At 61.3% G+C, this 20,322-nt stretch carries 15 protein-coding genes and 1 pseudogene; 11 read left to right on the top strand and 5 right to left on the bottom strand.

The genetic code is table 11. The features are described 5' to 3' along the window. Positions 1-48 precede the first annotated feature (48 nt). The 4 genes from glyQ to E8F12_RS18820 all read left to right on the top strand — a co-directional run bounded on the left by glyQ (position 49) and on the right by E8F12_RS18820 (position 4,428). Positions 49-996, top strand: coding sequence for a glycine--tRNA ligase subunit alpha (gene glyQ / locus E8F12_RS18835; RefSeq protein ID WP_280326720.1), 948 nt, complete (start codon positions 49-51; stop codon positions 994-996). After that, positions 993-3,038, top strand: a complete 2,046-nt coding sequence (gene glyS, locus E8F12_RS18830; RefSeq protein WP_280326719.1) for a glycine--tRNA ligase subunit beta — start codon at positions 993-995, stop codon at positions 3,036-3,038. Before glyQ ends, glyS begins: the two co-directional genes overlap by 4 nt. Positions 3,039-3,118: 80 nt before the next feature. Then, positions 3,119-3,649, top strand: a complete 531-nt coding sequence (gmhB, locus tag E8F12_RS18825; RefSeq protein ID WP_280326718.1) for a D-glycero-beta-D-manno-heptose 1,7-bisphosphate 7-phosphatase — start codon at positions 3,119-3,121, stop codon at positions 3,647-3,649. A 14-nt stretch (positions 3,650-3,663) separates the two neighbouring features. Continuing rightward, positions 3,664-4,428, top strand: a complete 765-nt coding sequence (locus tag E8F12_RS18820; protein WP_280326717.1) for a lysophospholipid acyltransferase family protein — start codon at positions 3,664-3,666, stop codon at positions 4,426-4,428. A 134-nt stretch (positions 4,429-4,562) separates the two neighbouring features. On the opposite strand, the gene E8F12_RS18815 is transcribed toward E8F12_RS18820, so the two are convergent. From E8F12_RS18815 to dnaA, 5 genes and pseudogenes are all read right to left on the bottom strand, one after another. Beyond that, positions 4,563-4,754 (bottom strand): hypothetical protein, encoded by a 192-nt coding sequence (locus E8F12_RS18815; RefSeq protein ID WP_280326716.1) that lies wholly within the window; start codon positions 4,752-4,754, stop codon positions 4,563-4,565. Between the two features lie 1,943 nt (positions 4,755-6,697). Next, complete coding sequence (gene gyrB, locus E8F12_RS18810) at positions 6,698-9,118, bottom strand: DNA topoisomerase (ATP-hydrolyzing) subunit B (RefSeq protein ID WP_280326715.1); 2,421 nt, start codon at positions 9,116-9,118, stop codon at positions 6,698-6,700. A 3-nt stretch (positions 9,119-9,121) separates the two neighbouring features. After that, positions 9,122-10,221: pseudogene (gene recF / locus E8F12_RS18805) on the bottom strand (DNA replication/repair protein RecF). A gap of 7 nt (positions 10,222-10,228) precedes the next feature. Next, on the bottom strand, positions 10,229-11,332 hold the full coding sequence (dnaN, locus tag E8F12_RS18800; RefSeq protein ID WP_280292078.1) for a DNA polymerase III subunit beta: 1,104 nt from the start codon (positions 11,330-11,332) through the stop codon (positions 10,229-10,231). A gap of 29 nt (positions 11,333-11,361) precedes the next feature. Further along, a complete protein-coding gene (dnaA, locus tag E8F12_RS18795; RefSeq protein WP_280292202.1) occupies positions 11,362-12,822 on the bottom strand; it encodes a chromosomal replication initiator protein DnaA in 1,461 nt (486 codons plus the stop codon). Positions 12,823-13,347: 525 nt separating this feature from the next. Here dnaA and rpmH point away from each other — a divergent pair. From rpmH to rsmG, 7 genes are all read left to right on the top strand, one after another. Then, positions 13,348-13,482, top strand: coding sequence for a 50S ribosomal protein L34 (gene rpmH, locus E8F12_RS18790; RefSeq protein ID WP_137973924.1), 135 nt, complete (start codon positions 13,348-13,350; stop codon positions 13,480-13,482). Positions 13,483-13,496: 14 nt separating this feature from the next. Continuing rightward, on the top strand, positions 13,497-13,895 hold the full coding sequence (gene rnpA, locus E8F12_RS18785; RefSeq protein ID WP_280292077.1) for a ribonuclease P protein component: 399 nt from the start codon (positions 13,497-13,499) through the stop codon (positions 13,893-13,895). Further along, positions 13,888-14,133, top strand: coding sequence for a membrane protein insertion efficiency factor YidD (gene yidD, locus E8F12_RS18780; protein WP_280326714.1), 246 nt, complete (start codon positions 13,888-13,890; stop codon positions 14,131-14,133). The genes rnpA and yidD overlap by 8 nt, the downstream gene beginning before the upstream one ends. A gap of 2 nt (positions 14,134-14,135) precedes the next feature. Next, the gene (yidC, locus tag E8F12_RS18775; RefSeq protein ID WP_280326713.1) at positions 14,136-15,812 is read left to right on the top strand and encodes a membrane protein insertase YidC; all 1,677 of its coding nucleotides are present in this window, start codon (positions 14,136-14,138) and stop codon (positions 15,810-15,812) included. 85 nt (positions 15,813-15,897) lie between these two features. Next, positions 15,898-17,265 (top strand): tRNA uridine-5-carboxymethylaminomethyl(34) synthesis GTPase MnmE, encoded by a 1,368-nt coding sequence (gene mnmE, locus E8F12_RS18770; protein WP_280326712.1) that lies wholly within the window; start codon positions 15,898-15,900, stop codon positions 17,263-17,265. Positions 17,266-17,779: 514 nt separating this feature from the next. After that, a complete protein-coding gene (gene mnmG, locus E8F12_RS18765; protein WP_280326711.1) occupies positions 17,780-19,672 on the top strand; it encodes a tRNA uridine-5-carboxymethylaminomethyl(34) synthesis enzyme MnmG in 1,893 nt (630 codons plus the stop codon). Further along, a complete protein-coding gene (gene rsmG, locus E8F12_RS18760; RefSeq protein ID WP_280326710.1) occupies positions 19,672-20,319 on the top strand; it encodes a 16S rRNA (guanine(527)-N(7))-methyltransferase RsmG in 648 nt (215 codons plus the stop codon). The genes mnmG and rsmG overlap by 1 nt, the downstream gene beginning before the upstream one ends. The last annotated feature ends 3 nt before the right edge of the window (positions 20,320-20,322 follow it).

The raw sequence follows: 20,322 nt of genomic DNA, 5'->3' as shown, positions 1-20,322 counted from the left end.
GGGTATACTCCGGCATTTTCCGTCGAAGACCCAGCACAGGTGAAATTCGTGAGCCAGACTACGCCCGCCGTGCGCACCTTCCAAGACCTGATCCTCGCCCTGCAGCAGTACTGGGCCGAGCAGGGCTGTGTGGTGCTCCAGCCCTACGACATGGAAGTGGGCGCCGGTACCTTCCACACCGCCACCTTCCTCCGCGCCATCGGCCCGGAGACGTGGAACGCCGCGTACGTGCAGCCGTCCCGCCGCCCGACCGATGGTCGCTACGGCGAGAACCCCAACCGCCTGCAGCACTATTACCAGTTCCAGGTGGTGCTCAAACCCAACCCGGAAAACTTCCAGGAGCTGTACCTCGGCTCGCTGAAAGCCATTGGTATCGACCCGCTGGTGCACGACATCCGCTTCGTCGAGGACAACTGGGAATCGCCGACCCTTGGCGCCTGGGGCCTGGGCTGGGAAATCTGGCTTAACGGCATGGAAGTCACTCAGTTCACCTATTTCCAGCAGGTCGGCGGCATCGAGTGCTTCCCGGTCACCGGCGAGATCACCTACGGTCTGGAACGCCTGGCCATGTACCTGCAGGGCGTCGACTCGGTCTACGACCTGATCTGGACGGACGGCCCCTTCGGCAAGGTCACCTACGGTGATGTGTTCCACCAGAACGAAGTGGAGCAGTCCACCTTCAACTTCGAGCACGCCAACGTGCCGAAGCTGTTCGAGCTCTTCGACTTCTACGAAAGCGAGGCCAACCGCCTGATCGAGCTGGAGCTGCCGCTGCCGACCTACGAGATGGTCCTCAAGGCCTCCCACACCTTCAACCTGCTGGACGCCCGCCGCGCCATCTCGGTGACCGAGCGCCAGCGCTACATCCTGCGCGTGCGCACCCTGGCCCGCGCAGTGGCGCAGAGCTACCTGCAGGCGCGCGCGCGCCTCGGCTTCCCCATGGCCACTCCCGAACTGCGTGACGAAGTACTGGCCAAGCTGGAGGCTCAAGCATGAGTGCACAAGATTTTCTGGTAGAACTGGGCACTGAAGAGCTGCCACCCAAGGCCCTGAAATCGCTCGGTGACGCCTTCCTCGCCGGCATCGAGCAGGGCCTCAAGGCCGCCGGCCTTGGCTATGCCAAGGCCCAGGTATTTGCCGCCCCGCGCCGCCTGGCGGTGCTGGTGGAGCAACTGGCCACCCAGCAGCCCGACCGCAGCGTCAACCTCGACGGCCCGCCGATCCAGGCCGCCTTCGATGCCGAAGGCAAACCGACCCAGGCCGCCCTGGGCTTCGCCCGCAAGTGCGGTGTCGACCTGGAGCAGATCGACAAGGGCGGCCCCAAGCTGAAGTTCAGCCAGAGCATCCCGGGCCAGCCGGCTGCCGGTCTGCTGCCCGGCATCGTCGAAACTTCCCTCGCCGGCCTGCCCATCCCCAAGCGCATGCGCTGGGCAGCCCGTCGCGAAGAGTTCGTCCGTCCGACCCAGTGGCTGGTGATGCTGTTCGGCGAAGAGGTCATCGACTGCGTGATCCTTGCCCAGAAGGCCGGTCGTGAATCCCGCGGCCACCGCTTCCACAATCCGGACAACATCCGCATCAGCAAGCCCTCCACTTACCTGGAAGACTTGCGTAGCGCCCATGTACTGGCCGACTTCGCCGAGCGCCGCGAGATCATTGCCAAGCGCGTGGCCGAACTGGCCGCCGAGCAGAAAGGCACCGCGGTGGTCCCCGCCGACCTGCTGGATGAAGTGACCGCCCTGGTCGAGTGGCCGGTGCCGCTGGTGTGCTCCTTCGAGGAACGCTTCCTCGAGGTGCCGCAGGAAGCCCTGATCACCACCATGCAGGACAACCAGAAGTACTTCTGCCTGCTGGATGCCAACGGCAAGTTGCTGCCGCGCTTCATCACCGTGGCCAACGTGGTCAGCAAGGACCCGGCGCAGATCATTTCCGGCAACGAAAAGGTGGTGCGTCCGCGCCTCACCGACGCCGAATTCTTCTTCAAGCAGGACAAGAAGCAGAAGCTGGAAAGCTTCAACGAGCGCCTGAAGAACGTGGTGTTCCAGGCCCAGCTCGGCACGGTGTTCGAGAAGGCCGAACGGGTTTCCCGCCTGGCCGGTTTCGTCGCCGAGCAGATCGGAGCCGACCCGGTTCGCGCTGCTCGCGCCGGCATCCTTGCCAAGTGCGACCTGGCCACCGAAATGGTCGGTGAATTCCCCGAGATGCAAGGCATCGCCGGCTACTACTACGCCCTCAACGACGGCGAGGCGGAAGACGTCGCCCAGGCGCTTAACGAGCAGTACATGCCCCGTGGCGCTGGCGCTGAGCTGCCGCAGACCCTCACCGGCGCCGCCGTGGCCGTGGCCGACAAGCTGGACACTCTGGTGGGTATCTTCGGCATCGGCATGCTGCCCACCGGCAGCAAGGACCCCTTCGCCCTGCGCCGCCAGGCCCTGGGCGTGCTGCGTATCCTGATCGAAAAGCAACTGGACCTCGACCTGGCCGCCGCCGTCGCCGTCGCCATCGATCTCTATGGCGCCAAGGTCAAGGCCGAAGGCCTGGCCGACCAGGTTCTGGACTTCGTCTTCGACCGCCTGCGCGCGCGTTACGAGGATGAAGGCGTGGACGTGGCCGTATACCTCTCGGTACGTGCCCTGCAGCCGTCCTCGGCGCTGGACTTCGACCAGCGCGTGCAGGCCGTGCAGGCCTTCCGCAAGCTCCCGGAAGCCGCTGCCCTGGCCGCTGCCAACAAGCGCGTCTCCAACCTGCTGAGCAAGGCCGACGGGGCCGTACCGGCCAGCATCGACAGCACGCTGCTGCAGGAAGCCGCAGAACAGGCCCTGGCCAACGCCGTGGCCGACGCCGAGCAGGCCCTGGCGGCCGCCGGCAGTTACCGCGAAACCCTGGAGCGCCTGGCCAGCCTGCGCGAGCCGGTGGACAGCTTCTTCGAAGCGGTGCTGGTCAACGCCGAAGATGCCGCAGTACGGAACAACCGTTATGCGTTGCTGGCCAAGCTGCGCGGCCTGTTCCTGGGCGTAGCGGATATCTCGGTACTGGGTTGAACCCAGGCTGAAAGCAGGAAGCTGGAGACCGGGTATGCCCGGCCTCCAGCTTCAGTTTTCCGGCTTCAGGCTCTGTTCGAATGAAACTACTGATTCTTGATCGCGACGGTGTCATCAACCTGGACTCCGACGAGTACATCAAATCGCTCGAAGAGTGGATCCCCATTCCCAGCTCTATCGACGCAATCGCCCGCCTGAGCCGGGCCGGCTGGACCGTGGCCGTGGCCACCAACCAGTCCGGCGTCGCACGCGGTTACTACGACCTGGCCACCCTGGAATCCATGCATGCACGCCTGCGTGAACTGGTGGCAGAGCAGGGCGGCGAAATCGGCCTGATCGTGCATTGCCCGCATGGTCCTGACGATGGCTGCGACTGCCGCAAGCCGCGCCCCGGTATGCTCAAGCGTATTGCCGAGCACTATGGCGTGGACCTTGCTGGTATCTGGTTCGTCGGCGACAGCAGTGGTGACCTGGACGCCGCGCTTGCCGTCGATTGTCAGCCCGTTCTGGTGAAGACCGGCAAGGGCGAACGGACCCTGGCCAAGCCCTTGCCAGCGGGCACCCTGGTATTCGACGATCTGGCGGCGGTCGCCGCGCATCTCCTTCAATAAGGTCAACAGCTCCCATGACGACAGTGCAGGCCACCAGAACTTTCCTCTTTTACCTGTTGCTATCGTTGAGCGCATTCATCTGGGGCACGTTGAGTCTCTTCTTCGCACCCTTCATGCCCTTCCGCGCCCGCTACCGCTTCATCGTCTGGCGCTGGTGCCGTTTCGCCGTCTGGCTGGCCAAGGTGATGGTGGGCATCCGTTACGAGGTGAAGGGCCTGGAAAACGTGCCGGAGCGGCCCTGCGTGATCCTTGCCAAGCACCAGAGCACCTGGGAGACCTTCTTCCTCTCCGGAGCGTTCGAGCCCCTCAGCCAGGTGGTCAAACGAGAACTGCTGCGCGTGCCCTTCTTCGGCTGGGCCATGGCGCTGATGAAACCCATCGCCATCGATCGCAGCAATCCCAAGGCTGCCCTCAAGCAGCTTGCCAGCCAGGGGGATGAGCGCCTCAAGCAGGGAGCCTGGGTACTGATCTTCCCCGAAGGGACCCGCGTGCCGGCTGGCCAGATGGGCAAATTCTCCCGTGGTGGCGCCGCACTGGCGGTCAATGCCCAGCTTCCGGTACTACCGGTGGCCCACAACGCCGGCACCTTCTGGCCCAAGGAAGGCTGGGCCAAGCACCCGGGCACCATCCAGGTGATCATCGGCCCGCCGATGTATGCCGAAGGGGAGGGCCCACGCGCCATCGCTGCGCTGAACGACCGCGCCTTCGCCTGGGTGGAAGCAGCTCAGCGCGAACTGGAAGGCCCGCAATCCGCAGCGACCGTCGACCAACCGGCCTGATCTGTGGATAAACTGTTAACAAGATTTTGGCGAACTGCCAAAAATGCCGGTTAAAGCGCTGATTTACAAGGCTTTGTAAATCGCGCTAAGGCTAAGCGAAAAAGTGCATAACGATTTCCCGCCGGCGTCCTGGCTCAACCTTTCAGATACCTGGAATCCAGGGCGTTGAAGCAGCGGATGATCCGCTCGCGCTCCACGTCGGGAAAGGTCTTCTCGGTCAGCACCACCAGCACTGCGGGCTTCACCCGGCCGGAACGTAGCTGACGCATCATGTAGGCGCTGATCTCCTCATCGGAGATCGCAGACTGCTCATTGTTCTCTTCCATCATCCTGCTCCTCGGCAGGCCCTACAGGGCCCATGGATCGCTCCCAGACTACGATTCCCACGTAATGGCGGCCACCCCCCCATGGTCACACGACAAACGCGCGCCAGCGTGCCCTGGGACCGAGAAGAGGAAGACTGGAAGTCACGAATTTGCGGGAGGCGGAAAGCACTGAGGGGAGCCTAAGCTCCCCTCAAATGTTTCTTCTTTATTGTTGTTGTTCTTATTCGAGTGTTCGTTGTTGTTCTTCGCTACTGGCTGCTAGCGAGCCAGAATTGGCTGATCCCAAATGGATCCAGGGCAAACAGATTTTTTTGGACGCTGATCATGCCATCGTCATCAATTGAACCAACCAGAGCGCCGCTACCTTGAGGTAGTTTTATTGTTATGTTGCTCCAGTCACCGGGTGCGGAATGGCACACCCTTTCCAAAAAAATCGGTTTGCTTCTTCTCTGGCCTGTTGTTTTTGTTTTGTCAGAGTCGAAATATTTCTTCTTGAAGCTTTTTGTTGTTGTTGTCCCATATATAGAGCATGAGTCGTGCCATAAAATACAAAACCTTTATAAATCAATGATTTATAAAATAATCATGCTCTGAAGGCCCTGACCAGGGTACGAAACTGTTCCCTTACGACTCGCATGGCCAATCCTGGGGCAAGGACAAGGTAACACTCTGTGTCACACATCCTGTTACCTCCAGCAGCGGCCCCGATCTGGAGAGGTAAGGCCCAGCGCTCCCCAGGTTCCTGTGGGTGACTTCGACTTACCAGAAGGAGTCTTCCCCAGCGGACAGGCTGCGCTTGAACGCTACCGCTGAGCACATCGTCCAAGCCTGCGCGTTATCTGTATCGCTCTGAGCCAACTCGTTGTAGCGCTACGCGATTGCCGCATAGGTTTCGTTCACAGTCGAAGACTCAGCTGCGGCCTGCCCCTCCGCCCGTTTCAAGATGCTGGGCGTGCCGGCAGACGGCGCAGGATCCGCTTCAACTGTGCGCTCGTCGAGGAAGCGCAGCGAGAACGTGGAACCGGTATTCGGATTATAGAACTGGTAACTGCCGCCACCTTGCTTCTTTTAGATCGACCGCTTGTTCGAGTCGACGGCAACCAGATCGTCTCCGTCCTGTTCGATGTCCATCGAGTAGCTGCCATCCTCGATGGCCTAGGTGCCCTCAAGAGACGCGCGGCGCCAAACCTTTGCCGGCGCTGTGATGGCCACCTCTGGCGAGGGTAACTGGGAGTCATTCGGAAACGCCGGAGGTGTCGGCGCAGCCCAGTTAACCTGAACGGGCTCTGCCTGGGGAACAGTTGCCACAACCTCTGGTTCCCGCAGCGGGAGTGAAGGTGTTTCCACAGCCTCTGGCACATGGGTCGATGGAAGGGCTGGCAATGGAATCATGACAGGGGGAATAACCCGACCAGACTGCTCCTGGGCCTTCAGGCCCTAGATCACCTCAGCCGCCCGAGCCCGCGCAGGTGTCTGCCGTTCCGCGTCAGCCATCCATGTTGCGTGGGTAGGTAGCATCTCCAGCGCGACACAGGCGCAGAGCGTAGTAGCGACAGACGCGCAATGCTTCCGTGTAAAACGCTCCTCATGAAGGTACTCCCAAGGTGGATTCAACTCGGCGAGTCTTGCCCGAGGGTCCCCTTGATCGGTCCAAGCTCTCCGAAGATCCTCCAGCTGTTCGAGTTCCTGATTGTCCGAATTCAGCGAGTCACCTGGTGTGATGCGCTAGGCCGGCCAAGCCCAGGTGCCAGCCCTGGTGCATGGCTGCCGTAGCCGATATCCAGAATGTCGTTGGCTCGATAGTAGGAGACCGGAGTGGAATAGGTCCTCCTCCATCAGAATGAAAAACCCCGGTAGACCTCTCGATCTACCGGGGCTTGTATCAAGGAAAGGGAAGGAAGTTAACTTTGTCCGCAGTGGACATTAACTATTTCCCGCTCCACTCAGACGTCCAGGTTGGACACTGCCAGCGCGTTGCTTTCGATGAAGTCACGACGTGGTTCCACGGCATCGCCCATCAGCGTGTTGAATATCTGGTCGGCTGCGATAGCGTCTTCGATGGTGACCTTGAGCATGCGACGGACGTTCGGGTCCATGGTGGTTTCCCACAGCTGCTCAGGGTTCATCTCACCCAGCCCTTTATAGCGCTGGATGGTGTGACGCTTGGTGCTTTCCGTCATCAGCCAGGCGAGGGCTTCCTTGAAGCTGGTTACCGGCTTCTTGCGCTCGCCACGCTGGACGAAGGCACCTTCTTCCAGCAAGTTGTTGAGCTGATCGCCCAGTTCGGTTACCTGGCGGTAGTCGTTGCTGGCGAAGAAGTCGCGGTTGAAGGTGATGTAGTGGGACAGACCGTGGGCAGTCTGTTCCACTTCCGGCAACCAGAGGTGGCGCTCGCGATCCTCGCGAAGGCTGGCGCTATAGGTCAGGCCGGACTTTTCGGCGCCTTTCAGGCGCGCCTGGAAGCCTTCCAGCCAGGTCTGCATGGCGGTCTGGTCGGCGAGCTGCTCTACGGACACGCGCGGCAGGTAGACCATGTGCTCGGTCAGGTCCTGCGGGTACAGGCGCGACAGGCGCTTGATGATACGCATCACGCCGCGATAGTCATTCACCAGGCGCTCGAGCGCTTCGCCGGAGAGGCCCGGGGCGTTCTCGTTGACATGCACGCTGGCGTCTTCCAGAGCCGACTGGGTCATGTATTCGTCCATGGCCTCGTCGTCCTTGATGTACTGCTCCTGCTTGCCCTTCTTGACCTTGTACAGCGGCGGCTGGGCGATATAGATGTAGCCACGCTCGATCAGCTCAGGCATCTGCCGGAAGAAGAAGGTCAGCAGCAGGGTGCGGATGTGCGAACCGTCGACGTCGGCGTCGGTCATGATGATGATGTTGTGGTAGCGCAGCTTCTCGATGTTGTATTCCTCGCGACCGATACCGCAACCGAGCGCGGTGATCAGGGTGCCGACTTCCTGCGAGGAAAGCATCTTGTCGAATCGGGCTTTTTCCACGTTGAGGATCTTGCCCTTGAGCGGCAGGATCGCCTGAGTCTTGCGGTTACGGCCTTGCTTGGCCGAGCCACCCGCAGAGTCACCCTCCACTATGTAGAGTTCGGAGAGGGCAGGGTCCTTCTCCTGGCAGTCCGCCAACTTGCCCGGCAGGCCGGCGATGTCCAGGGCGCCCTTGCGGCGGGTCATCTCGCGGGCCTTGCGCGCGGCTTCACGGGCACGGGCAGCGTCGATCATCTTGCCGACCACTGCCTTGGCTTCGTTGGGGTTCTCCAGCAGGAAGTCGGAGAAGTACTTGCCCATCTCCTGCTCCACCGCGGTCTTCACCTCGGAGGAAACCAGCTTGTCCTTGGTCTGGGAGCTGAACTTGGGATCTGGCACCTTCACCGAAATGATGGCGGTCAGGCCTTCACGGGCGTCGTCACCGGTGGTGGCGATCTTGTACTTCTTCGCCAGGCCTTCCTGCTCGATGTAGTTGTTCAGATGACGGGTCAGGGCAGAGCGGAAGCCTGCCAGGTGAGTACCACCATCTCGCTGGGGAATGTTGTTGGTGAAGCAGAGGATGTTCTCGTTGAAACTGTCGTTCCACTGCAGAGCCACTTCGACGCCCACGCCGTCTTCTTCACGCTGGATGTTGAAGTGGAAGACTTCGTTGACGATCGTCTTGTTGGTGTTCAGGTACGCGACAAAAGCCTTGAGGCCACCTTCGTACTTGAACAGCTCCTCTTTGCCACTGCGCTCATCGCGCAGCACGATGCCGACGCCCGAGTTCAGGAACGACAGTTCACGCAGGCGCTTGGCCAGGATGTCCCAGCTGAAGTGGATGTTGGTGAAGGTTTCTGCCGAAGCCTTGAAGTGCACCTCGGTTCCGGTACCTTCAGTCTCGCCGACCGGGCGCAGGGGAAACTGTGGAACACCGTGGCGATAGATCTGTTCCCAAACCTGGCCAGCGCGGCGAATGGTCAAGCGCAATTCTTCCGAAAGGGCGTTCACTACCGACACCCCCACACCGTGCAGACCGCCGGATACCTTGTAGGTGTTGTCGTCGAACTTACCGCCGGCGTGCAGTACGGTCATGATGACCTCGGCGGCAGAAACCCCTTCTTCCTTATGGATATCCACCGGGATGCCGCGACCATTATCGCGCACGGTGATGGACTCATCGGTATGGATGGTGATGCTGATCTCCGAGCAGAAGCCGGCGAGCGCTTCGTCGATCGAGTTGTCGACAACCTCGAACACCATGTGGTGCAGACCGGTGCCATCGTCGGTGTCGCCGATGTACATACCGGGGCGTTTGCGTACGGCATCCAGCCCCTTCAGCACCTTGATGCTGGAAGAGTCGTACGTTCTGTTCTCGCTCATGCTTCACTCCCGATGATCGTGGGGCTGATACAGCCATGTTCCACGTGGAACATGGCGACCGGCGTATCCCTATGCCAGCCGTCCCTCAGAAATTCATGGTCAACACAGGTGATGAACACCTGGCAATCTAAACCTTCCAGCAATCGGCAAAGTGCCTGCCGATGCTGTTCATCCAATTCCGACGGTAAGTCGTCAACTAGATAGATGCACTGGCCTCGCTTCGCATGGTTCACCAGATGGCCTTGGGCAATGCGCAATGCGCAAACCACCAGCTTCTGCTGTCCCCGCGAAAGTATGTCTGCCGCGTTGTGTGCACCTGAGCGCAATCGCAGGTCGGCGCGTTGCGGACCTGCCTGGGTATGTCCGATCTGTTGGTCGCGGAGGAGGGAAGTCGTCAGCACTTCGGACAGCTCCCGATCCTTGTCCCAGCCACGGTAGTAACTGAGTGTCAGCCCATCGAGTTCAACCAGGTCTGCGAGCGTCTGCTCGAATACCGGTTTCAATGCCTGGATGTAGGCCCGTCGATACTGATCGATCTCATCACTGGCCAGGCATAATTCCCGGTCCCAAGCCGCCTGCGAAGCGGCGTCCAGTGTACCATGCCGGAGCCACGAGTTCCGCTGCCGCAGGGCCTTCTGCAGCCTTTGCCACGCGGGAAGGAATCGAGGTTCCACGTGGAACACTCCCCAATCCAGGAACTGTCTGCGAATCTTCGGTGCCCCTTCCAGCAAGCGAAAACTGTCCGGATTGATCAATTGTAGCGGCAGGGCTTCAGCCAATTGCGCTGTGCTCTTGGCATTCTGCCCATCGATACGAATCTGAAATTCCCCCTGGCGATCTCGTGATATCCCCAGATTGCATTGCCCACCCTCGGCAAGGCTGACCTGACCGAATACCGTGCACGCTGGCTGCGCGTACTGGATCACCGGTTGCAAGCGAGTGCTGCGAAAGGAGCGGGCAAGGCCTAACAGGTGGATGGCTTCCAGCAGGCTGGTTTTGCCACTGCCGTTGGCGCCGTAGAGAATGTTGATGCGGGGGGAGGGGGAGAGGGTCACCGGGTGCAGGTTGCGCACGCCGGTGACCGAGATACGGCTGAGGGACATCGAGTGGTTACAGGCGCATCGGCATGACGACGTAGGAAGAGTCGTCGTTGTCGGCTTCCTGCACCAACGCGCTGCTATTGGCATCGGACAGGATCAGGCGAACCTGCTCGGTGGACATCACCCCCAGCACGTCGAGCAGATAGCTCACGTTGAAGCCGATCTCCAGATTGCTGCCGTTGTAGTCCACGGCCACTTCCTCTTCCGCCTCTTCCTGCTCCGGGTTGTTGGCCTGGATCTTCAGCTGGCCGGAAGCCAGAGTCAGGCGAATACCGCGGTACTTCTCGTTGGACAGAATCGCGGTCCGGCTAAAGGCTTCACGAAGTGCCTGGCGATCGCCCACGACCAATTTGTCGCCGCCACGGGGCAGGACACGCTCGTAGTCCGGGAACTTGCCATCCACCAGCTTCGAGGTGAAGGTGAACTCGCCAGTGGTAGCACGGATGTGGTGCTGGCCGAGTACGATGCGGACTTCACCGTCCTGCTCGGTAAGCAGGCGGGCCAATTCGAGAATGCCCTTGCGCGGCACGATCACCTGGTGGCGCTCGACACCTTCGATGCCAGCATCCATGGCGCACATCGCCAGGCGATGGCCATCGGTGGCGACGGCGCGCAGGATCCCGGCATTCACCTCCAGCAGCATGCCGTTGAGGTAGTAGCGCACATCCTGCTGGGCCATGGCGAAGCTAGTGCGTTCGATCAGACGGCGCAGTTTGCTCTGCACCAGGCTGAAGTTCAGCGAACCCGGGCCTTCCTCGACCGTGGGGAAGTCGTTCGCCGGCAGGGTGGACAGGGTGAAACGGCTGCGGCCGGCCTTGATCAGCAGCTTCTGCTCGTCGACGCGGATGTCGATCAACGCATCGCTGGGCAGGCTCTTGCAGATATCCATCAGCTTGCGTGCCGGTACAGTAATCTCACCAGGCTCGGCCGGCTCTTCCAGGGCAACGCGCCCGACCAGTTCGACCTCGAGGTCGGTACCGGTCAACGACAACTGCTGGCCTTCGACTACCAGCAGAACGTTGGAGAGGACCGGCAAGGTCTGGCGGCGCTCAACTACGCCGGCGACCAGTTGCAGGGGTTTCAACAGGGCTTCGCGTTGAATTGTGAAATGCATGGTCTAGTCCCTTGCCTCTTGGGCTGCGATCAGGTGGTGAGTGTACGCAGCAGATTCTTGTAATCCTCGCGAATGTCCGCGTCGGATTCCCTTAATTGCGCAATCTTACGACAGGCGTGGAGCACCGTGGTGTGGTCTCGTCCGCCAAAGGCATCGCCGATTTCCGGCAGGCTGTGATTGGTCAGTTCCTTGGACAACGCCATGGCGACCTGTCGAGGCCTCGCCACCGAGCGCGAACGGCGCTTGGAGAGCATGTCGGACATCTTGATCTTGTAGTACTCGACTACCGTGCGCTGGATATTGTCGATGCTGACCAGCTTGTCCTGCAGGGCCAGGAGGTCCTTGAGCGACTCGCGGATCAGTTCGATGGTGATGTCCCGCCCCATGAAGTGGGCATGGGCGATCACCCGCTTCAACGCACCTTCCAGTTCGCGAACGTTGGAACGAATACGCTGGGCGATGAAGAACGCGGCATCGTGAGGCAGATCGACCTTGGCCTGCTCGGCTTTCTTCATCAGGATCGCGACACGGGTTTCGAGCTCCGGCGGTTCCACTGCAACCGTGAGCCCCCAACCGAAGCGGGATTTCAGGCGCTCTTCCAGACCCTCGATCTCCTTCGGGTAGCGGTCGCTGGTAAGGATCACCTGCTGACCACCTTCGAGCAGGGCGTTGAAGGTGTGGAAAAACTCCTCCTGCGAACGCTCCTTGCGCGCGAAGAACTGAATATCGTCGATCAGCAATGCGTCCACGGATCGGTAGAAGCGCTTGAACTCGTTGATGGCATTCAGCTGAAGGGCTTTCACCATGTCTGCGACGAAGCGTTCGGAATGCAGGTAAACCACCTTGGCATTCGGATTTTTCTTCAGCAGATGGTTACCCACAGCATGCATCAGGTGGGTCTTGCCGAGGCCGACGCCGCCATAAAGGAACAGCGGGTTGTATCCGTGCTTCGGATTGTCGGCCACCTGCCAGGCGGCTGCTCGAGCCAGCTGGTTCGACTTGCCCTCGACGAAGTTCTCGAAGGTGAAGGTGCGGTTCAGGTAGCTGGTGTGCTTCAGCGCGCCTTCCACCTGCACCGAGCGCTCGGTACGGATTGCCGGCGCGGGCACCACCGATGCAAGCGGGTCGAGATTGTCGCGGTTTTCTTCCACGGTCTCGATACGCATCTGCACGGGTGCGGGAGCAGGGGGCGGCGGCGCCATGACCGGCGGCGGGGGCGGAGGTGCCTTTCGCGGTGCCGGGCTGCGCTTGCTGCCTATTAATAAGGAGAGGGCTGGCGCCAGGCCATTGCCCCGTTCGCCAAGCAACTCGAGGAGTCGGCCCATGTACTTCTCGTTGACCCAATCGAGCACGAACCTGTTGGGCGCGTAGACGCGCAGTTCGTCTCCATCGGCTTCAACCTGCAATGGGCGGATCCAGGTGTTGAATTGCTGGGCAGGCAGCTCATCGCGGAGGAGCTCCACGCACTGCTGCCAAAGTTCCACTGACACGGATATCCCCCAAGTCGGAAAGGTGCCGGACGCAAAAAACAGCCGTCATTGTAGCCGCCGCCGAAAGAGTTATCCACACGAAAAGGAGCCAATGGTTGAATAAAATCAAGATGTTATTCACCGCTCCGGAGAGCGATGTGGTTGGCATGAATCTTGTGGATAACCATGCAATAACCCCCCTTTCCTCCCTGGGGAAAACCATCTGGATATTCCGCCTGTGGGTAAAGTGCCAATCCGCCCCCAGCTTCTGCCCAGCTCCCCCACAGCCAGGTCACCCGTTGTCGACAAGGTTGTTAGGCTCCGGAAAGCCAGGCTGTACGTGGCCTTTAGAAGGTTTTCCACAGGCCGACCAGTCACACAGCATTAATAAACACAGCCAAGCTTTTCTAGATTTCCTTTCCTTTTATTTTCTTTTGCTCGACGGTACTGGTTGGAAATTGACCTGCCCGCCCCGTTTCTCTAGAATTGCCGGTCTCTTTAAACGGGGGCCACTTCCGGCCCGTAGTGACCACCAGGTAAAGCATCATGAAACGCACTTTCCAACCCAGCACCCTCAAGCGCGCTCGCACCCACGGCTTCCGTGCCCGCATGGCCACCAAGAACGGCCGCGCAGTCCTGTCGCGTCGTCGCGCCAAGGGCCGCAAGCGCCTGACCGTCTGATTTATCCGGAACGGGTGGTGAGTCAGGGCTTCGGTCGGGAAAAGCGTCTGCTGGTTCCTCGACAATTCAAGGCAGTCTTTGACTCACCAACCGGGAAGGTTCCCGGCAAGCACGTCCTGCTCCTCGCGCGCGACAACGGCCTCGATCATCCCCGCCTAGGTCTGGTGATCGGCAAAAAGAGCGTCAAGCTCTCCGTAGAGCGCAATCGCCTCAAACGCCAGATTCGCGAATCCTTCCGCCACAACCTCGAGTCGTTGGCCGGATGGGATATCGTCATCGTGGCGCGTAAAGGCATTGGCGACCTGGAGAACCCCGAGCTGAGGCATCAGTTCGGCAAACTCTGGAAGCGCCTCGCGCGCAGCCGGGCCCCAGAACAAACCGGATCAGGGGTGTCCGACAGTCCCCATGCGTAAACTGGCCCTCGTTCCGATCCAGTTCTACCGCTACGCCATCAGCCCGCTGATGGCCAGTCACTGTCGTTTCTATCCCAGTTGTTCCTGCTACGCGCAGGAGGCCATCGAACAGCATGGCGTCCTGCGTGGTGGCTGGCTGACCCTGCGTCGGCTCGGCCGCTGTCATCCGTGGAATCCGGGCGGCTATGACCCGGTGCCACCCGCCAACACTTCCCAACCCCCTTCGATGGCCGAGTAATCATGGATATTCAACGCTCGATCCTGATCGTCGCCCTGGCAATCGTGTCCTACCTGATGGTTCTCCAATGGAACCAGGACTACGGTCAAGCCGCCCTGCCGACTGCAGGCACCAGCGCCAGCAGTGCACAAGCGACCCTGCCGGACAACACCGCAACCGCCAAGTCCAGCGACGACGTGCCGACCGCAAGCGCAGAGCGCACCGAGCCGGCAGCCGCACAGGTAGCGCCCAGCAGCGACCTGATCCGCGTTGAAACCGACGTCCTCAACCTGGCCATCGACCCGAACGGCGGGGACATCGTCCAGCTGACCCTGCCGAAGTACCCGCGTCGCCAGGACCATCCGGAGGTGCCCTTCCAGCTGTTCGACAACGGCGGCGAACGCCTGTACCAGGCCCAGAGCGGTCTCGTCGGCGCCAATGGCCCGGACGCCCGCGCCAACGGCCGCCCGCTCTACAGCGCGACCCAGCGTCAATTCAAGCTGGCCGACGGCCAGGACCAGCTGGTGGTCGACCTGACTTTCAGCGAAGCCGGTGTCAATTACACCAAGCGCTTCACCCTGACCCGCGGCAAGTACGATCTGAAAGTGTCGTACAAGATCGACAACCAGGGCGCCCAGCCCTGGACCGGCAGCATGTACGCGCAGCTCAAGCGTGATGCTAGCTCCGACCCGTCCTCCAACACCGCCACCGGCGTGTCCACCTACCTGGGCGCCGCGGTCTGGACCCCGGATGAGCCATACAAGAAAGTGTCCATGGGCGACATGGACAAGCAGCCCTTCAAGGAAACCGTGCAGGCTGGCTGGGTCGCCTGGCTGCAGCACTACTTCGTGACCGCCTGGGTTGCCGACAAGGATCAGAACAACGCCATCCAGACCCGCAAGGACTCCAAGGGCAACTACATCGTCGGTTTCGTCGGCTCCGCGCTGAACGTGCCGGCCGGCGCCCAGGCCGAGACCTCCGCAACCCTTTACGCCGGTCCGAAGATCCAGGAACACCTGAAGCAGTTGTCCCCGGGCCTGGAACTGACCGTCGACTACGGCTTCCTCTGGTTCATCGCCCAGCCGATCTTCTGGCTGCTGCAACATATCCACAACCTGTTGGGCAACTGGGGCTGGTCGATCATCGTCCTGACCATCCTAATCAAAGGCGCCTTCTTCCCGCTGTCCGCCGCCAGCTACAAGTCCATGGCACGCATGCGTGCCGTGTCGCCGAAGCTGCAGGCCCTGAAGGAACAGTTCGGTGACGATCGCCAGAAGATGTCCCAGGCAATGATGGAGCTGTACAAGAAGGAGAAGATCAATCCGCTGGGCGGCTGCCTGCCGATCCTGGTGCAGATGCCGGTCTTCCTCGCCCTCTACTGGGTACTGCTTGAAAGCGTGGAAATGCGCCAGGCACCCTGGATGTTCTGGATCACCGACCTGTCGATCAAGGATCCGTTCTTCATTCTGCCGATCATCATGGGCGCCACCATGTTTATTCAGCAGCAGCTGAACCCGACTCCGCCGGACCCCATGCAGGCCAAGGTGCTGAAGCTGATGCCGATCATCTTCACCTTCTTCTTCCTGTGGTTCCCGGCCGGCCTGGTGCTGTACTGGGTAGTCAACAACGTCCTGTCGATCGCCCAGCAGTGGTACATTACCCGGCAGATCGAGTCGGCCGCCAAGAAAGCCGCGGCCTGACAGAAGCGCCATACTGATTGAACAAGACGCCCCCTCTGTGGGGCGTCTTGCTATCCGCAATCCGCAGACCTCAAGGTATCCACAGATGAATCCTGTCCGTGAAACCATCGCCGCCGTTGCCACCGCCCAGGGCCGTGGCGGGGTGGGCATAGTCCGCGTATCCGGGCCACTTTCCGCGCGGATAGCCGAGGCCATCAGCGGCCGGGTACCGAAGCCGCGCTTCGCCCACTACGGGTCCTTTCTGGATGGCACCGGACAGACCCTGGACCAGGGCATAGCCCTGTATTTCCCCGGCCCGAACTCCTTCACCGGCGAAGACGTGTTCGAACTGCAGGGCCACGGCGGCCCCGTGGTCCTCGACCTGTTGCTGCGCCGCTGCATGGAACTGGGCGCACGCCAGGCGCGCCCGGGCGAGTTCAGCGAGCGCGCCTTTCTCAACGACAAGCTCGACCTGGCCCAGGCCGAAGCCATCGCCGACCTGATCGAGGCCAGTTCCGAACAGGCCGCGCGCAATGCCCTGCGCTCGCTGCAAGGCGAGTTTTCCCGGCGCGTGCATGCCCTGACCGAGAAACTGATCGAGCTGCGCATCTATGTGGAAGCCGCCATCGACTTCCCGGAGGAGGAAATCGACTTCCTCGCCGATGGCCATGTACTGGGGTTGCTGGACGGCGTACGCGAAAACTTATCCACAGTTATGCGCGAAGCGGGCCAGGGCGCGCTGCTGCGAGACGGCATGACGGTGGTAATCGCCGGTCGCCCCAATGCGGGCAAGTCCAGCCTGCTGAATGCCCTCGCCGGACGTGAGGCAGCCATCGTGACCGAAATCGCCGGCACCACCCGCGACGTGCTGCGCGAACATATCCACATCGACGGGATGCCCCTGCACGTTGTGGATACCGCCGGCTTGCGCAATACCGACGACCATGTGGAAAAGATTGGCGTGGAACGCGCCCTCAAGGCCATTAGCGAAGCCGACCGCGTGCTGCTGGTGGTGGACGCCACGGCGCCCGAGGCGGCCGATCCCTTCGCCCTCTGGCCGGAGTTCCTCGACCAGAAGCCAGACCCGGCCAAGGTCACCCTGATCCGCAACAAGGCCGACCTCAGCGGCGAGGCGACAGGCCTGGAGATCAGCGATGACGGTCACGCGACCCTGAGCCTTTCCGCACGTTCTGGCGACGGCCTGGAACTCCTGCGCGAGCACCTGAAGGCCTGCATGGGCTTTGAACAGACCGCCGAGAGCAGCTTCAGCGCCCGTCGTCGTCACCTGGAAGCCCTGCGCCAGGCAGGTGCCTTCCTTGATCACGGCCGCTCCCAGCTCACCCTGGCGGGTGCCGGCGAACTGCTGGCGGAAGACCTGCGCCAGGCACAGCAAACGCTGGGGGAAATCACCGGCGCCTTCAGCTCCGACGACCTGCTCGGACGCATTTTCTCCAGTTTCTGCATCGGCAAATAAGCCGCGCCCCTTACTTATCCACAAAGGACGCGACTGCCTGGTTCCCAGGCGGTCCGTTTCTGCTTGTCCGTCCTTCACAAATAGCCTCGCCTGAACCCTGTTGATAAGTTGCCTTTAACCCAGTCCATAACCCTGGTGAAAAGCCAAGGGATAAATCCCCTGTGCATAACATCACATTGCATGCACAGCTTGCTGACGGCTTACACAGCGGCTACGGGCAGGAACGCCACAGGTTTATCATTCGCTGGAATCCCTGTGATTACTGGGCTACGGTCGCTTATCCACAGAAACTCCATTCCCCAATGTATAAACATAAGAACAAGCTTTTTAAGAAATTCTTCTCTCTTATTTTCTTTACCCACAGGTCCTTTCCCATTCTGGATAACTTTCCTTGGAAAGGGCTGACCTGAGGGTTGGCTACTTTTTGGCCAGACGGCTTCATGCGAATAGGAAATTTCCCCTATACTGTGCGGCTTTCTCTATTTCCCATGCCTGGACAGGCACGAGGTGCGTGGTGGACTTCCCTTCCCGTTTTGACGTGATCGTGATCGGCGGCGGCCATGCCGGCACTGAGGCCGCACTCGCGGCCGCACGCATGGGCGTGAAGACCTTGCTGTTGACCCACAATGTCGAAACCCTCGGGCAGATGAGCTGCAACCCGGCCATTGGCGGTATCGGCAAGAGCCACCTGGTCAAGGAAATCGATGCCCTGGGCGGCGCCATGGCGACCGCCACCGACCTTGGCGGCATCCAGTTCCGTGTCCTCAACAGCCGCAAGGGCCCGGCCGTACGCGCTACGCGCGCCCAGGCCGACCGCGTTATCTATAAGGCGGCGATTCGCGAAATCCTCGAGAGCCAGCCGAACCTGTGGATATTCCAGCAGGCCTGCGATGACCTGATCGTCGAGAACGACCAGGTCAGGGGCGTAGTGACCCAGATGGGGCTGCGCTTCCACGCGGAATCCGTGGTGCTCACCACCGGCACGTTCCTCGGCGGACTTATCCACATCGGTCTGCAGAACTATTCCGGCGGACGCGCCGGCGATCCGCCCTCCATCGCCCTGGCCCAGCGCCTGCGCGAGCTGCCCCTGCGTGTCGGTCGCCTGAAGACCGGCACCCCGCCGCGCATCGATGGCCGTTCAGTGGATTTCTCGGTGATGACCGAACAGCCCGGCGATACCCCGATCCCGGTGATGTCCTTCCTCGGTTCCAAGGAACAGCACCCGCGCCAGGTGAGCTGCTGGATCACTCATACCAATGCGCGTACCCACGAGATCATTGCCAGCAACCTCGATCGCTCGCCCATGTACTCGGGCGTGATCGAAGGCATCGGTCCGCGCTACTGCCCGTCCATCGAAGACAAGATCCATCGCTTCGCCGACAAGGAGAGCCACCAGGTTTTCCTCGAGCCGGAAGGCCTGACCACCCATGAGCTGTACCCCAACGGCATCTCCACCTCGCTGCCCTTCGATGTGCAGCTAGAGATCGTCCGCTCCATCCGTGGCATGGAGAACGCCCACATCGTGCGTCCCGGCTACGCCATCGAGTACGACTACTTCGATCCGCGCGACCTCAAGTACAGCCTGGAAACCAAGGTGATCTCCGGCCTGTTCTTCGCCGGCCAGATCAATGGCACCACCGGTTATGAAGAAGCCGGTGCCCAGGGCCTGCTGGCCGGCGCCAACGCCGCGTTGCGCGCCCAGGGCAAGGAAGCCTGGTGCCCGCGCCGTGACGAGGCCTACATCGGCGTTCTGGTGGACGACCTGATCACCCTTGGCACCCAGGAGCCTTACCGGATGTTCACCTCGCGCGCCGAATACCGGCTGATCCTGCGCGAGGACAACGCCGACCTGCGTCTGACCGAGAAAGGTCGCGAGCTGGGCCTCGTGGACGACCAGCGCTGGGCCGCCTTCGAGGCCAAGCGCGAAGGCATCGCCCTCGAGGAGCAGCGCCTGAAGAGCACCTGGGTGCGCCCCGGTACGCCGGAAGGCGATGCCATCGCCCAGCGCTTCGGCACCCCCCTGGCCCATGAATACAACCTGCTCAACCTGCTGAGCCGCCCGGAAATCGACTATGCCGGCCTGGTCGACGTGACCGGGGGCGGTGCCGAGGACCCGCAGGTGGCCGAACAGGTCGAGATCAAGACCAAGTACGCCGGCTACATCGACCGCCAGCAGGATGAGATCGCCCGTCTGCGCGCCAGCGAGGACATCCGCCTGCCCGCCGACCTGGACTACGCCACCATCTCCGGCCTGTCCAAGGAGATCCAGCACAAGCTCGGCCAGTCCCGCCCGGAGACTCTGGGCCAGGCCTCGCGTATCCCCGGCGTGACCCCGGCGGCCATTTCCCTGCTGCTGATCCATTTGAAGAAGCGCGGCGCCAGCCGTCAGCTGGAGCAGACCGCCTGATGTCCCTCGTCACCCAACGCCACGCCGATGAACTGTCCCGTGGCGCGCAACAGCTCGCTGTCGAACTGGCGCCGGAGAAGCAGCAGCAACTGCTCGCCTACCTGGCCCTGCTGATCAAATGGAACAAGGCCTACAACCTGACCGCGGTGCGCGACCCGGACGAAATGGTGTCGCGCCACCTGCTGGACAGCCTTAGCGTGGTGTCCCATGTGGCCGCCCTTGGGGATGACTGGCTTGACGTAGGAAGCGGCGGCGGCATGCCTGGCATTCCGCTGGCCATCCTGTTCCCGGAGCGACGCTTCACTCTGCTCGACTCCAACGGTAAGAAGACCCGTTTCCTCACCCAGGTGAAGCTGGAACTGAAACTTGCCAATCTCGAGGTTGTCCACAGCCGGGTCGAAGCCTTCGCCCCGGAAAAACCATTCAGCGGCATCGTGTCCCGTGCCTTCAGTTCGCTGGAGGATTTCAGCAACTGGACCCGCCACCTGGGGGACGGCGAGACTCGCTGGCTGGCCATGAAGGGCCTGCACCCGAACGACGAGCTGCAGGCACTGCCCGCGGACTTCCACGTCGAGTCGGCGCATGAGCTGGTGGTTCCTGGTTGCCAAGGTCAGCGCCATCTGCTGATACTGCGCCGCACGCTATAAGGG

Origin of the sequence: Pseudomonas sp. BN102 (assembly GCF_029871245.1) — a bacterium.
Lineage (GTDB): Bacteria > Pseudomonadota > Gammaproteobacteria > Pseudomonadales > Pseudomonadaceae > Metapseudomonas.
The sequence above is the reverse complement of the archived record's forward strand: the minus strand, read 5'-3'. Positions and strand labels throughout refer to the sequence as shown.